The organism is Streptomyces sp. NPDC088707, from assembly GCF_044752725.1.
Lineage (GTDB): Bacteria > Actinomycetota > Actinomycetes > Streptomycetales > Streptomycetaceae > Streptomyces.
This window is the reverse complement of record NZ_JBIVLV010000008.1, coordinates 263,296-277,095: the sequence shown is the minus strand read 5'-3', so window position 1 is coordinate 277,095 and position 13,800 is coordinate 263,296. Positions and strand designations below refer to the sequence as shown.

Below are 13,800 nucleotides of genomic sequence, written 5' to 3'. Positions count from 1 at the left end.
CCCCGGATCGGTTCTCCGTGCTGGTGCTGGTGCTGGTGCTGGTGCTGGTGCTGGTGCTGGTGCCGGTGGCGGTGCCGGTGCCGGTGCCGCTTGGGGAGTGCGGCGGACCGGCTCAGGGGTTCGTCGGCGGGCCGCCCTCCGGGAGGGCGGCGAAGACCCGCTGGAGCGCGGCCGGGCGCTCGCCGTCGCCCGAGACGACGAGGCGGTGGCGGTACGTCACGTAGTACTGGAAGCCGTCGAAGACCGGGTCGCCCGTCGGCCGTTCCGGGACCCGGGCGTACGCGGGGTCCTCCAGGGCCGCCCGGAGCTCGGCTGCCTCTGCGCGGGTCTGCCGCCCGGTGCGGGGCTCCTCGGTGCCGGAGCGGCTGGTCCAGGAGCCGTCGTAGTGGACGACGAGCTTGTTGCGGACACCGGCGAGGCCGCCGTTGACGACGACCTCGACGAGGACCTCGGCGGGTCGGGGGTCAGCCTCCGTGGGAGTGCCGGGAGCCGTGGTGGTGCCTGGGACCGTCGTGGCTGACGGGGGCGTCGTGGTGCCCGGCACCGTCGTGGTTCCCGGGGCCGTGGTCGTCGCCGTGGCGCCCGGTTCGGCGGGTCCGCTCGTCCCCGACGGCGGCCCGCCCGGTTCGGCCGGTGTCTCCGGCCCGCAGCCGCTCGTACCGACGATCAGGAGCCCCGCCAGAAGCAGGGTTCCGCACCACGTTCCCCGTATGCCTCTCACCATGGACCGAGCATGCCGGTCGGCGGGCACCGCGCGCAGCCGGACGGTCAGGTTCGCCCCCGGCGCCCTCCTGCCCCCGGCCCCCTCCTGCCCCCGGCCCCCTCCTGCCCCCGGCCCCCTCCCCGCGCACCCGGCGCCCGGACCCGACCGTCAGCCGGTCCCCGTCCCGCCGCCGTCCCGGACGATGCCGGTGAGCGGTCCCCGGTAGCGCCAGTCGAGCGAGTCGTACAGCGCGAGGCCGTCCGTGGTCGCGGCGAGCACCCCGGTCTCGGCGCCTGCCTGGGCGGCGGCCGCCTCCAGGGTGCGCATGACGTTGGCGCCGAGCCCGCGCCGCCGGTGCGCGGAGTCGGTCTCGATCTGGTCGGCGACGGCCGTGGAACCGGTCGGGGCGATCTGGCCGCGGGCGGCGAGGGTGCCGTCGGGCGCCAGGACGCGGACCCGGATGACACCGTCGCGGACCTCGGTGGTCCGCGCGTACCCCTCGGGCGGGGCCGGCCGGGCGCCGGGGTCCAGCGGCTTGACCATCATGAAGCCGGGGTCGTCGGGGACCGTCCAGCCCTCCGTGATCCACGCGTGCGCGTCCTCGGGCCCGGCCATGATCTTGAGCCAGCTGTACGGGGTGGTCAGCCGGGCGCAGAGCGCGCCGACCGTGGCCGCGTCGGGGGCGGGCAGCACATGCCGCACGACGTGCCGGGGCAGCCCCACCTCGATCCGGTGACCCCAGGGCTCGTGGACGGCGGCCGGGGTCCCCCGGGAGACGGTCCAGCCCGCCACCCACGCCGATGTAAGAGCTCCAATATCCATGCAGCTATTACATCGGCCGGAAGTGGCCTGGGCGAGGGTGATCGCTCAGAGCGAACGGACGTCCGGGAACATTCATGGGCTCACATGCATTGAGTCGGCATAGCTCAACTTGACTGCCGAAGGGGAGATCATGGCTGACTCCAAGCCGTCCGTGCCGCTCACTCTGCCCGTGCTGCCGCTTGACGACGAGGTCGTGCTGCCCGGAATGGTGGTGCCGCTCGACCTGTCCGACAACGACGTACGCGCCGCGGTGGAGGCCGCCCAGGCCGCCGCGCGGCCCGGCGCGGGCAAGCCGCGGGTGCTGCTCGTGCCCCGCGTCGACGGGACCTACGCCGGGACCGGCGTCCTGGGCACCGTCGAGCAGGTCGGACGACTGTCCGACGGCGACCCCGGCGCCCTGATCCGCGGCCTCGGCCGCGTGCGCATCGGCGCCGGCACGACCGGACCCGGCGCGGCCCTGTGGGTCGAGGGCAGCACCGTCGAGGAGACCCTGCCCGAACCGCTGCCCGGTCAGGTCACCGACCTGATCAAGGAGTACAAGGCGCTCGCCACCAGCTGGCTCAAGAAGCGCGGTGCCTGGCAGGTCGTCGACCGCGTCCAGCAGATCGACGGCGTCGGCGCCCTCGCCGACAACTCCGGCTACTCGCCCTTCCTCACCGTCGAGCAGAAGGTCGCGCTCCTGGAGACCGCCGACCCGGTCGCCCGCCTCAAGCTCGCCACCGCCCAGCTCCGCGAGCACCTCGCCGAGCAGGACGTCGCCGAGACCATCGCCAAGGACGTCCAGGAGGGCGTCGACAAGCAGCAGCGCGAGTTCCTCCTCCGCCGCCAGCTCGAAGCCGTCCGCAAGGAGCTCCGCGACCTCAACGGCGAGGCCGAGGGCGACGAGTCCGACGACTACCGCGCCCGCGTGGAGGCCGCCGACCTTCCCGAGAAGGTCCGCGAGGCCGCCCTCAAGGAGGTCGAGAAGCTGGAGCGGTCCAGCGACCAGTCCCCCGAGGGCTCCTGGATCCGCACCTGGCTGGACACGATCCTCGAACTCCCCTGGAACGAGCGGACCGAGGACCGGTACGACATCCGCGGCGCCCGCGCCGTCCTCGACGCCGAGCACGCCGGCCTGGACGACGTGAAGGAGCGGATCACCGAGTACCTCGCGGTGCGCAAGCGCCGAGCCGAGCGCGGCCTCGGCGTGGTCGGAGGCCGCCGCGGCGGAGCCGTCCTCGCCCTCGTCGGCCCGCCCGGCGTCGGCAAGACCTCGCTCGGCGAGTCCGTCGCGCACGCGATGGGACGCGAGTTCGTCCGGGTCGCCCTCGGCGGCGTCCGGGACGAGGCCGAGATCCGCGGCCACCGCAGGACCTACGTCGGCGCCCTGCCCGGCCGGATCGTGCGGGCCGTCAAGGAGGCCGGGTCCATGAACCCGGTGGTCCTGCTCGACGAGATCGACAAGGTCGGCTCCGACTTCCGCGGCGACCCCGCGGCGGCCCTCCTCGAAGTCCTCGACCCGGCGCAGAACCACACCTTCCGCGACCACTACCTGGAGGTCGAACTCGACCTCTCGGACGTCGTCTTCCTGGCCACGGCCAACGTCCTCGAAGCCATCCCGGAGGCCCTGCTCGACCGGATGGAGCTGGTCAGGCTCGACGGCTACACCGAGGACGAGAAGGTCGTCATCGCCCGTGACCACCTGCTGCCCCGGCAGCTGGAGCGCGCGGGCCTCGAGCCCGGCGAGGTCGTCCTGGAGGACGCGAGCCTGCGCAGACTGGCCGGCGAGTACACCCGGGAGGCGGGCGTACGCACCCTGGAGAGGGCCATCTCCCGGCTGCTCCGCAAGGTCGCGGCCCAGCACGAACTGGGCGACCGGGAACTGCCGTTCACGGTCGGCCCCGACGACCTGCGCGAGCTTATCGGACGGCCGCACCACGTGCCGGAGTCGGCCCAGGACCCGGCGGAGCGCCGTACCGCCGTGCCGGGTGTCGCCACCGGGCTCGCCGTGACCGGCGCGGGCGGTGACGTCCTCTTCGTCGAGGCGTCGCTGGCCGACCCGGAGACCGGCGCCGCCGGGCTGACCCTCACCGGCCAGCTGGGCGACGTGATGAAGGAGTCGGCACAGATCGCGCTCTCCTTCCTCCGTTCGCACGGCGCGGAACTGGAACTGCCCGTCACCGGTCTGAAGGACCGGGGCGTGCACATCCACTTCCCCGCGGGCGCGGTCCCCAAGGACGGCCCGAGCGCGGGCGTCACCATGACGACCGCGCTGGCCTCCCTGCTGAGCGGACGGCTGGTCCGTACGGACGTGGCCATGACCGGCGAGGTCTCCCTCACCGGCCGGGTCCTGCCGATCGGCGGCGTGAAGCAGAAGCTCCTCGCCGCGCACCGGGCGGGCATCACCACGGTCGTGATCCCCAAGCGGAACGAGGCCGACCTGGACGACGTCCCGGCCGAGATCCTGGAGAAGCTGGAGGTCCACCCGGTGACGGACGTACGCCAGGTCCTGGAGATCGCCCTGGCGCCGGCGGCGGTGCCGGTGGGCGTGGCGGCGGCGTAACTCCCGTACGGCTCCGGTACGGAGCGGTGGAGCGGGGTGCCCTCGACAGGGGGCACCCCGCTCCGTCGTGTCCCGTGCGTGCGCATACGCGCAGGTGATACGCGCGGGTAATTCGTCACCCGGATGTCAGCCGGGGGTGTCATGCTCGTACGCATGAACGAAGACGCCTTCTGGGCTCTCATCGACGAGTTGAGCCGCCGCACCGAGGACCTGGAGGAGAAGACGGAGTGGCTGCGCAGGGAGCTGCTCCGGCGTCCGGCCGCCGAGAGCGTGGAGTTCCAGGTCCGCCTCGACGACGCGTGCGAGGTCGCGGGCACGCGCGCGCTGTGGCGGGCGGCGGACCGGATCGAGAGCGGATCCTGCAGCGACGACGGCTTCCACTACTTCACCCTCTGGCTGGTCGGGCAGGGGCGGAAGGTGTACGAGTCGGTCGTCGCCGACCCTGACGCGCTGGCCGACGTGCCGGGGATCCGGGCCCTGGTGGGCCGGCACAGGAGCGAGTGGGACGACGACGAGTGGCCCGAGTGGGAGGAGCTCGACTACGTGGCGCAGGACGCGTACGACGAGCTGACCGGCCAGGAGGACGACCACGGCGAGGAGTTCGACGACGCCGTGGACGAGCGCGCCGAGGAGCTCGCGGACGAGCTCCAGGGGGACTTCGAGGGGGAGTGGGAGGAGGGTGGCGAGCGCCGGGGGTCCCGCCCGGAGGGGGTGGCGATACCCCGGCTCACCGCCCTCTTCCCACTCGCCGCGACCGGCTCCTAGGACTCTCGGGACCGCGCCCCGGGAGCCGGACGGTTCCGGAGGGACCTAGGCCCTGTCGTCGAACTCCCGTCTGCCCCGCGACGCCACGCACGCGCTCTCGCCGCACCGGGCACAAGCCCGAGTACGTCCAGTACGAGGACTTGCGCCCGGCACGCCGAGAGCACGCACCTGACGCCGCGGGGCCGCCCTTCGGGCGACGACGGGAGTTTGACGACAGGACCTAGGAGGCCGACGCGTTGCGGCGGCGGCCCAGGAGCAGGCTGCCCGCGCCGAAGGCGGCGAGGGCGCCCGCGCCCGTGAGGGCCATGGGCAGCGGCGAGGTGGGGGTCTCGGCCGTCTCGGCGGAGAGGGCCGGGGCCTGCTCGTCGCCGCCGTGGCCCGCGTGGCTCACGGTGGAGAGGGACGCGCCCGCCGCGATCTTCGCCTCGCTCGGTGCCTGGGCCTTCGCCGCGGCCGGCTGCGCGGCCGCACCGCCGAAGGTGACGTCCGAGCAGCTGTAGAAGGCCTCGGGGCTGTCGTTGCGCTGCCACACCTTGTAGACGATGTGGCGGCCGGTGCGGGCGGGGAGGTTGCCCGTGAAGTTGTAGTAGCCGTCGGTCGCCGTGCGGGTGGTGTTGTAGACGGCGACGGGGGTCGTGTCCAGGTCCGACCACTTCAGCGGCTGCGTGGGGTCGAAGCCCGGCTTGGTGATGTAGACGGTCATGGTGCCGGAGTGGGCGGCCGTCACCCGGACCTTGAAGGCGAAGCTGCCCGCCGCGACCGCCGTCGCCGGCCAGTCGGTGCGTGCCCAGTCGAGCGCCCGGTACTTCTCGCGGTTCGCCGAGCAGAGCTTGCCGTCCGGGATGAGGGCCTGGTGCTGGCCGGCGGCGTTGGCGATGTTGACCTCGTTCCAGTCGTAGAGCGGCTGGGTGCCGGAGTCGGCGACGAGGTCCTTGCACACCTGCGACCTGGGGGTCTCGGGGCCCTCCGCGTAACAGGCGGCGACGCGGCTCACGGGGTTGAAGACGGCTCCGTGGGCGCTGGCGGTGGTGGGGGTGAGGGTGACGAGGGCTGCGGCGGCGGACAGGGCGGCGACGCCGGCGGCGGTGCGGCGGGTGGACTGCATGCGGGGGCTCTCTCTCGTGCGTGGGGGAGGACGGACGAGCAACGCGCGCTGAACGCACGGAAGTTGAATCCCGGGCGATCGCCGTTGAGCCTCGCATTGGTCCATACCAATAGGCAAGGGGGAGGGCCGGAAAAGCCGAAGCGGCCCCCGGGGCGCCGCACGCCCGGGGGCCGCCCTGTGCGGGGGACGTCAGCCGTTGGCGAGCGCCTGCACCCGTGAGAGGTCGCCGTTGAAGTGGTTGTGGTCGCCGACCGTCGGGCCGGAGGAGGTGTACTGCCACATCGTGTAGTACTGCCAGCCGGCCGGGAGTTCACCCACGGAGGCGGCGTACCGCGCGATCCACAGCGGGTTGGTCGCGGCGAAGGCGGAGGAGTTGCCGGTGCACTGGGTCCACCAGCTGGTCGCCGTGTAGATGACGGCGTCCCGGCCGGTCCTGGCCTTGTACCGGTTCACGAAGTCGCGGATCCAGGCCACCATCCCGGCCTGGGTCTTGCCGTAGCAGGTCGCGCCGTACGGGTTCCACTCGATGTCGAGCACCCCCGGCAGCGTCCTGCCGTCCTTCGACCAGCCGCCGCCGTTGTCGACGAAGTAGTCGGCCTGGGCCGCGCCCGTCGTCGTGTCGGGGGTCGCGAAGTGGTACGTGCCCCGGATCATGCCGACGTTGTACGAGCCGGTGTACTGCTGGTTGAAGTAGGTGTTCTTGTAGTAGGTGCCCTCCGTCGCCTTGACGTAGGCCCACTTGACGCCGCTGTTCCACAGGGTGGACCAGGCGACGTTGCCCTGGTGGCTGGAGACGTCCACGCCTTCGGTCTGGACGGCCTGGGCGGAGGTGCCGCCGGGGGCGCTGCCGCGTCCGTCGTGCGCGAGGACGCCCATGCCCATGCTGGCGGAGCCGCGCGGCGGAGTCTGGCGGACGCCCGGGTCCTGGGCGGCTCCGGCGGACGCGGCGAGGGGGATGAGAAGGGTCAGGGCCGCGAGTGCGGCGCCGGCGAGGGTCGTTCCGGATCTGTGCACACGCATTGCGTGCCTCCGAAAGGATCGGTGGGGGGAGCGGGGTCGACGGTCCTGGACGCCCGTTCGGCCAGACATGGTGTGGACATGTCAGCTCAGGCGCCGTGGACGACGCTACGCACGTAGACCCGGCCCATGGAAGGGGTCCCGGATACCGCCGTTGGTCTACGCCTGCGAAATACTGGAGGAGCTGCGGCGATGGCCTCGGCCGAAAGAAACTTTCAGCGGCCGGAAAGCCGTCGGCGGGTCGCCGGAGAACCTGTGAGAGGTGCTGACGTGCACGGAAGCGGTACGGGAGAGGAAGGCGGGGTCCCGCCGACCGTCGGCGGCGTGCCCCACGCCCCGACCGGCGGGGTCGACCCGGTGTTCCTCGCACTCGAACGCGAGCTCGCGGTCTTCCTGCGCCGCGCCCGTGCCCAGTCCGGCGAGATGGCCCGCGAGGTCCACCCCGAACTGGAACCCGCCGCCTACGGCCTGTTCGTACGGCTCGACGACGCCGGCCCCCAGCGGGCCACCGAACTCGCCGGGTACTTCGGGGTCGGCAAGGCGACCATGAGCCGTCAGCTCCGGGCCCTCGAAGACCTCGGGCTCGTCGCCCGCGACCCCGACCCCGCCGACGGACGCGCCTCGCTGGTCCGGCTCACCGAGGAGGGCCGGGACCGCTTCCGGCACGTCCGGGACGCGCGGCGCGAGCGGTACGTCCGCAAGCTCGCCGACTGGGACCGCGCCGAGGTCTCCGAACTCGCCCGCCTCCTGAACCACTTCAACGTCCGATCCGAGGGCTGAGCGGGTCGGCGTGGTCCGCGCGCGCTCTGCGGCCCCGGCTCGACCAGGCTGCCGTCGCTGGGCGGCCGTCCGGCTCGACCAGGCCGCCGTCACTGGGCGGCCGTCCGGCTCGACCAGGGCCGCCGTCACTCAGCGGGCGTCCGGCTTCACCAGGGCAGCCGTCGCTGGGCCGGCGTCCGGCTTCACCAGGGCCGCCGTCGCTCAGCCGGTGCCCAGCTCCACCAGGGCCGCCGTCGCGTCGTCGTGCAGCTTCCAGCGGCGCGTCCCGCCGGCCGACTCGTCCGCCGCCTCCAGGGCGCGCACGCGGTGGAGCAGCCCGAGCGCGCCCTCCTTGCGCAGCACGCCGAAGCACTCCGCCCAGTCGCCCTCGCCGAACAGCTCCACCCAGCGGCTCGCCCCGTCCGTGAGCGCCGCCAGGGCCCGCACCTCCGCGCGCGGGCTCGTCCCCGTCACCGCCCGCCCGGCGACCGCCGGGTCGGCCGCCGCCGTGAAGAAGCCGCCCTCCCGGTTCCGCAGCCGGTCCGTCGCCGCCAGGGACCGCAGGATCTCGTCGGGGACGCGGTCGAGCCGGTCGTCCAGCACGGCCCGTACGGCCCCGTCCGGCGACTCCAGGAGGAGCACCGAGTCGGAGAGGACGAGGTGTTCGACCGCGGTCTCGTCCCAGCGGACGAGCACCACCGTCGCCTGCGGCGTGCGTACGTGAGAAAGGTCACAGGTGTCCCGATGGGCGTCCGCGGTGCGGCGGATTGCCAGCGACAGGATCTCGGCCAGGGGCATGTCCCGGCGGGAAGCGGACAGTTCGGTCAAAGACCCGCCGAGGCGCGCGGTGAACCACGGCACCGTGTGCACACAACCGTCATCACCTGCCGGCGGTGTGACGCCGTCGAGGAGGACGACGGTTCCCCCGCGTCCCGAGGCGGTCAGGGCGGCGGCCACCCAGTCCTCGTTGGGGCGTTCGGGGCTGCCGGGGAGGGTGGCGACGTCGCTGCGCATGACGACCAGTGTGCCCGGAGCGGCGGACGTTCCCGGTGTGCGTCTTCACCGGACCTGCAAACATGCGGAAATGGCCTGTACCAACCCGGCGGAGGCCCCCGGGCGGCCGGAGCCGCGGGCTCCGGGAAGCTGCGGGCGGGCATCCTGCCAAAGCCCGCGCGGAAGATCCAACCGAGGGTCCTCCGGGGCCTCCTCGGCCCGCCCGGAGAAGTTGTTCGCCAACTCAGGAGTGTTGTTCACTCGTTCGGGTGGCGGAGCGGCCGATGCGCGTCCCCTTCCCAGAAGCGCTGGAATGGTCGGAAGCCGTACCAGGGGTGGGGGCGCTCCATGTGACCGGCCGTCACCTCTGCTTTGTGGGTGGACGAATCAAGAATGCGAGCACCGGTGCAGATGAAGCGGCCTCGGAGCAAGAACGGCACGCGGAGCCAGACCCCCGGTGCGGTGCCGACCCCGGACGGCGCCGCGGCGCCCACCGGCAGCGTCCCCAACGCCAGCACCTTCGCAGGCAGCGCCCCCACCGGCCGCCCCAAGCGCGTCCGCAACCGTCTCGTCGCCGGCGTCGCCCTCGTCGGCATCACGGTCCTCGTGGCCGGAGCGCCCTCGGTCCTCGCCGCCTCCACCGAGCTCAACGACTCCCAGAGCCTGGTCACCCTCGCCGAACTCGACCGGCAGGCCGTCACCCTGGCCCACTCGCTCGCCGACGAGCGCGACGAGGTCGTCGCGTACATCGCCGCGGGCCGCGACAACCAGACCGGCGACGCCCAGCACAAGCGCCAGGTCACCAGCACCCGCTCCACCCGCGTCGACCGCCAGATCGACGAGATCCGGCCCGCCGCCTCCGTCGAGCTCCGCCGCGACCTCGCCGGCGTCCCCTCCGTCCGCCGGTCCGCCCTCACCGGCAAGGGCACGGCCCTGGAGGCCCACCGGGCGTACTCGGAGATCATCACCAAGCTCCAGGCCCTCGCCGACGAGCTGGCCGACAGGACCCCGGCCCGCGCCTCCGACACCGCGCTCACCGAAGCCACCCGCGCCCCCGCCGCCCTCGCCCGCGCCGTCGAACAGGCCTCCGCCACCCGCGGCCTGCTCCTCGCCGCGCTCTCCGTGCCGCAGCCCGAGCCCACCGGCGAGGTCCACTACGACGCCGGGACCGGCACCTACGTCCCCGACGTCCCCGAGGGCGCCGCCGAGGCCGACCGCGCCCGCGACGCCCTCACCGCCGCCGCCCAGCAGGCCCGGGTCCGTGAGCTCGCCGCGCTCGGCGACTTCGACCAGGCCGCCGGCGCCGCCGCCCGCGACGCGATCGCCACGACCGTCGCCGGCCCCGACGTCAAGAGTGCCGAGCGCTCCCTCGCCTCCCTCACCGACCAGCCCCGGCTGACGGAGACCGAGCGCCAGACCGACCCGGCCGGCCTGGAGTCAGCGCTGTCCGCCCGCATCGAGCAGATGCGCGGCGTCGAGTCCCGGCTCGCCGCCGAGCGGGTCGAGCACTTCGCCGCCGTCCGGGACGACGACGTCACCGCGCTCGAACTGCGCATCGCCTTCCTCGGCGGCTGTCTGATCGTCGCGATCGGCATCTCCACGTACGTCGCCCGCACCCTCACCCGCCCGCTCGCCGTCCTCCGGCTCGGCGCCGCCCGGCTCGCCGCCGCCCCCGAGCCCGGCGCCGGGGAGCCGGTCCGCTTCACCGGCCGCAACGACGAGTTCGCGCAGGTCGTGCGCTCCCTCAACACCCTGCACGGCAAGCTCGCCGGCCTCGCCGCGCACACCGAGCGCCTCACCGACGACCGGACCGACCTGGTCGCCGCCAAAGAGGCCCTCGGCGCCGAGCTCGCCACCCAGCGCGCCGAACTCCAGGGGCAGGTCGCGCTCCTCACCGCCGACCTCGAACGGTTCAGGAGCACGGTCCACCACACCTTCGTCAACCTCTCGCTGCGCAGCCTGGGCCTCGTCGAGCGACAGCTCGGCGTCATCGAGAAGCTGGAGGAGCGCGAGCAGGACCCGGACCGCCTCGCGACCCTCTTCAAGCTCGACCACATGGCGACCGTCATGCGCCGCCACAGCGAGAACCTCCTGGTCCTCGCCGGGCACGAGCACGTCCACGGCCACGCCGGTCCTGTCCCGCTGGTCGACGTGCTGCGCGCCGCCGTCAGCGAGATCGAGCGGTACGAGCGGGTCACCATCCAGTCCCTGCCGCCGCACGCCCAGGTCGCCGGCTTCGCCGCGGACGACCTGAGCCACCTCATCGCCGAACTCCTGGAGAACGCCACCTCCTTCTCGCCGCCCGACGCCGAGGTCCAGCTCTCCGGCTGGCTCCTGGAGTCCGGCGAGGTGATGCTCTCCGTGCAGGACGCGGGCATCGGCATGACCGCATCCCGGCTCGCCGAGCTCAACGCGCGCCTGGCCGAGGCCGACCCCGGGGCCTTCGACGGCGAGGGCCTCGGCATGCGGGTCATCGCCCTGCTCGCCGCACGCCATGGTGTCCGCGTCGAGCTGCGCGAGCAGCAGCCGGGTGGCACGGCGGCCGTCGTGGTCCTGCCGCAGCCCCTGCTCCCCACCGCCCTGCCGACCACCGTGACGGAGCCGGTACGGGTGGCGGGCGGGGCGCCCACGCTCCACCTGCCCGGCTCGGCCGCGGAGGCCAACTCCAACACGCTGCCGTCCCGGAACCGCGACCCCCTCGTCGAGGCGGCGGAGCGGGCGTTCCTGGAGGCCGAGGCGACCTCGGCGCGGGAGCAGCGGGACCAGGAGCCGGTGCGCGAGCCGTCGGAGGAGCCGACGGCACCGTACGAGGCGGAGGCACCGTACGAGGCGGAGGCGCCGTACGAGGCGGAGGCGCCGTACGAGGCGGAGGCCCGGACGCCGCACGCGCCCGAGCCGCAGGACCTTTCGCCCGCGCCGGAACCGCAGGGGTTCGCGTACGCGCCCGAGCCGCAGAACCCTGCGTACCAGCCCGAGCCCGCCCCCCTCGGTGAGAGCGTCTCCGAGACCACGCTCCAGGTCCGGCTGCCCGACCCGCCGCCGGAGCCGGACGTTCACGAACGCGCCGCGGACGTCACCGCTCCCGCCCACCACGAGGAGCCGGCTCCGCAGACTCCCGCCGCCCCCGAGCCGGTCACCGACCAGCCGGTTCCCGGGCCGCGTACCCCGCAGGGGGAGCGCCTCACCGACAAGGGCCTGCCCAAGCGCACCCCGCAGGTGGTCCGCCCCGCCGGCTCCGGCTCCACGCCCCCCCGCCAGGGCGGCGTGGACGCGGATGCCCTGCGCCGCCGGCTCGGCGGCTTCCACCAGGGTGCCAAGGCCGGGCGCCGCGACGTGGAGGCGGAGATGGAGACGGCGCGGATAGATGACGTAAAGACTGCACGTACAGAGGAGATGACGGGGGACACAGTCGAGGAGGCACGCAGTTGACTGCGACGGGAACGTTCGGACTGAGCACGGAAGCCCGCAACCTGCAATGGCTGCTGGGGAATCTGGTGGAGGAGGTGCCCGGGGTCCACTCGGTCGCCGTCGTCTCCTCCGACGGCCTGATGCTGCTCTCGTCCGACCCGGCCGCCCAGCAGAGCACGACGGCCGCCGCCGAAGCCGGCCGTCCGAACGGGCCGCGCGGCTCCAGCGCCGACCTGGCCACCATCGTCTCCGGCATCGGCAGCCTGACCATCGGCGCCGCCCGCCTGATGGACGGCGGCGGGGTCAAGCAGACCATGGTGGCGATGGAGGAGGGCAGCGTCTTCGTCATGTCGATCAGCGACGGCTCGCTGCTCGGCGTCCACGCCACGCCCGACTGCGACATGAGCGTGGTGGCCTACCACATGGCGCTCTTCGTGGGCCGCGCCGGTCACGTACTCACCCCCGAAGTCCGCAGCGAGCTGCGCAAATCGATGGAGAGCACCCAGTGACGTCACTTTCTTCGGGGTTCCACGCCCACCGGCTGCCCGTACGAGGAGATGGACGCCGCCCCGCGCGCGTACGCCCGTACTCGCTGACCGGCGGGCGTACCCGCTTCGGCCATGTCCTGCTCGTCGAGACCTTCGTGGCGGCGCTCGAAGCGCCCGCCGTGCGCAAGCTCCTGACGGACGGCGGGCCGGGCGCCCGCGGTCTGATGCCGGAGATGCGGGCCATCGTCGAGATCTGCCGCCGGATGCGGACGGTCGCGGAGATCTCGGCGCTTCTGAAGATGCCGTTGGGGGTCGTCCGGGTGCTCCTGAGCGACCTGGCCGACCAGGGAAAGATCCGTGTGTACGGGACCGGTCACGGCACCGGGCAGCCCGACCGCGCGCTCCTCGAAAGGGTGCTGAGTGGACTCCGTCGTCTCTGACGCCTCCGCCGTCTCCGATGCCGACACCGGATCACCGGCGGTGACGGGCATTCCCGCGCAGCCCCAGGCCCCCGCGGCCGACCTGTTCCGGCGAGATACGACCCCGCCGGCCGGGACCGCTTCGGCCCCCGCCGAGCCCGACGCCGAGGACGGCGCGCAGGACTGGCAGCTCGACCACACCCGCGCCCCGATCGCGACGAAGATCGTCGTCGCGGGCGGCTTCGGCGTCGGCAAGACCACCTTCGTGCGCGCGGTCTCGGAGATCACCCCGCTCCAGACCGAGGCGTTGATGACCCGGGCGAGCGAGGGGACCGACGACCTCACCGCCACGCCGGACAAGCTCACCACCACGGTGGCGATGGACTTCGGCCGGATCACCCTCGACAACGACCTGGTGCTGTACGTCTTCGGCACGCCGGGACAGCAGCGCTTCTGGTTCATGTGGGACGACCTGGTGCGCGGGGCGATCGGCGCGATCGTGCTGGCCGACACGCGGCGGCTCACGGACTGCTTCCCGGCCCTCGACTACTTCGAGAGCTGCGGACTGCCGTACATCGTGGCCGTCAACCACTTCGAGGGGACCGAGCTGTTCGAGGCGGACGACGTCAGGGAGGCGCTGACCGTGCCCGCGGACGTCCCCGTGGTGATCATGGACGCGCGCAAGCGGTACAGCGTCGTCGAGAGCCTGCTCGCGACGGTCGCCCACGCGCTGGAACACACCCCCGAATAGATCGCTCAGCTCTCCCCGTCACGCCAGG

General features: G+C 73.3%; 12 protein-coding genes. 7 read left to right on the top strand and 5 right to left on the bottom strand.

Annotation, left to right across the window (positions count from 1 at the left end; genetic code table 11):
• Positions 1–112: 112 nt before the first annotated feature.
• On the bottom strand, positions 113–724 hold the full coding sequence (locus ACIP84_RS24785) for a hypothetical protein (protein ID WP_401800352.1): 612 nt from the start codon (positions 722–724) through the stop codon (positions 113–115).
• A 147-nt stretch (positions 725–871) separates the two neighbouring features.
• Positions 872–1,525, bottom strand: a complete 654-nt coding sequence (locus ACIP84_RS24780) for a GNAT family N-acetyltransferase (RefSeq protein ID WP_401800350.1) — start codon at positions 1,523–1,525, stop codon at positions 872–874.
• Positions 1,526–1,655: 130 nt separating this feature from the next.
• On the opposite strand from ACIP84_RS24780, the gene lon reads away from it, so the two are divergent.
• On the top strand, positions 1,656–4,067 hold the full coding sequence (lon, locus tag ACIP84_RS24775; protein ID WP_355957490.1) for an endopeptidase La: 2,412 nt from the start codon (positions 1,656–1,658) through the stop codon (positions 4,065–4,067).
• Between the two features lie 153 nt (positions 4,068–4,220).
• Positions 4,221–4,832 (top strand): DUF4240 domain-containing protein, encoded by a 612-nt coding sequence (locus ACIP84_RS24770; RefSeq protein ID WP_401800348.1) that lies wholly within the window; start codon positions 4,221–4,223, stop codon positions 4,830–4,832.
• 220 nt (positions 4,833–5,052) lie between these two features.
• Here ACIP84_RS24770 and ACIP84_RS24765 read toward each other — a convergent pair whose 3' ends face one another.
• Positions 5,053–5,937 (bottom strand): lytic polysaccharide monooxygenase, encoded by an 885-nt coding sequence (locus tag ACIP84_RS24765; RefSeq protein ID WP_401800345.1) that lies wholly within the window; start codon positions 5,935–5,937, stop codon positions 5,053–5,055.
• 189 nt (positions 5,938–6,126) lie between these two features.
• Complete coding sequence (locus ACIP84_RS24760) at positions 6,127–6,957, bottom strand: lysozyme (RefSeq protein WP_355957499.1); 831 nt, start codon at positions 6,955–6,957, stop codon at positions 6,127–6,129.
• Positions 6,958–7,278: 321 nt separating this feature from the next.
• Between ACIP84_RS24760 and ACIP84_RS24755 the strand changes: the two genes are divergently transcribed.
• Positions 7,279–7,734: a MarR family transcriptional regulator gene (locus tag ACIP84_RS24755; RefSeq protein WP_355957502.1), complete on the top strand. Its 456-nt coding sequence runs from the start codon at positions 7,279–7,281 to the stop codon at positions 7,732–7,734.
• A gap of 201 nt (positions 7,735–7,935) precedes the next feature.
• On the opposite strand, the gene ACIP84_RS24750 is transcribed toward ACIP84_RS24755, so the two are convergent.
• Complete coding sequence (locus ACIP84_RS24750; protein WP_401800343.1) at positions 7,936–8,727, bottom strand: hypothetical protein; 792 nt, start codon at positions 8,725–8,727, stop codon at positions 7,936–7,938.
• 372 nt (positions 8,728–9,099) lie between these two features.
• Between ACIP84_RS24750 and ACIP84_RS24745 the strand changes: the two genes are divergently transcribed.
• The 4 genes from ACIP84_RS24745 to ACIP84_RS24730 are packed head-to-tail and all read left to right on the top strand — an operon-like array spanning position 9,100 to position 13,772.
• Positions 9,100–12,135, top strand: coding sequence for a nitrate- and nitrite sensing domain-containing protein (locus ACIP84_RS24745; protein ID WP_401800341.1), 3,036 nt, complete (start codon positions 9,100–9,102; stop codon positions 12,133–12,135).
• Positions 12,132–12,623 (top strand): roadblock/LC7 domain-containing protein, encoded by a 492-nt coding sequence (locus tag ACIP84_RS24740; RefSeq protein WP_030320968.1) that lies wholly within the window; start codon positions 12,132–12,134, stop codon positions 12,621–12,623. The genes ACIP84_RS24745 and ACIP84_RS24740 overlap by 4 nt, the downstream gene beginning before the upstream one ends.
• Positions 12,620–13,042: a DUF742 domain-containing protein gene (locus ACIP84_RS24735; RefSeq protein ID WP_266969239.1), complete on the top strand. Its 423-nt coding sequence runs from the start codon at positions 12,620–12,622 to the stop codon at positions 13,040–13,042. The genes ACIP84_RS24740 and ACIP84_RS24735 overlap by 4 nt, the downstream gene beginning before the upstream one ends.
• On the top strand, positions 13,023–13,772 hold the full coding sequence (locus ACIP84_RS24730) for a GTP-binding protein (RefSeq protein WP_401800338.1): 750 nt from the start codon (positions 13,023–13,025) through the stop codon (positions 13,770–13,772). The genes ACIP84_RS24735 and ACIP84_RS24730 overlap by 20 nt, the downstream gene beginning before the upstream one ends.
• Positions 13,773–13,800: the final 28 nt, after the last annotated feature.

Bases quoted from the DNA above. Each gene is read 5' to 3' on its own strand.
- ACIP84_RS24750 (WP_401800343.1), bottom strand. From the start codon at position 8,727: ATGCGCAGCGACGTCGCCACCCTCCCCGGCAGCCCCGAACGCCCCAAC.
- ACIP84_RS24785 (WP_401800352.1), bottom strand. From the start codon at position 724: ATGGTGAGAGGCATACGGGGAACGTGGTGCGGAACCCTGCTTCTGGCG.
- ACIP84_RS24770 (WP_401800348.1), top strand. From the start codon at position 4,221: ATGAACGAAGACGCCTTCTGGGCTCTCATCGACGAGTTGAGCCGCCGC.
- ACIP84_RS24780 (WP_401800350.1), bottom strand. From the start codon at position 1,525: ATGGATATTGGAGCTCTTACATCGGCGTGGGTGGCGGGCTGGACCGTC.
- ACIP84_RS24765 (WP_401800345.1), bottom strand. From the start codon at position 5,937: ATGCAGTCCACCCGCCGCACCGCCGCCGGCGTCGCCGCCCTGTCCGCC.
- ACIP84_RS24760 (WP_355957499.1), bottom strand. From the start codon at position 6,957: ATGCGTGTGCACAGATCCGGAACGACCCTCGCCGGCGCCGCACTCGCG.
- lon (WP_355957490.1), top strand. From the start codon at position 1,656: ATGGCTGACTCCAAGCCGTCCGTGCCGCTCACTCTGCCCGTGCTGCCG.
- ACIP84_RS24745 (WP_401800341.1), top strand. From the start codon at position 9,100: ATGCGAGCACCGGTGCAGATGAAGCGGCCTCGGAGCAAGAACGGCACG.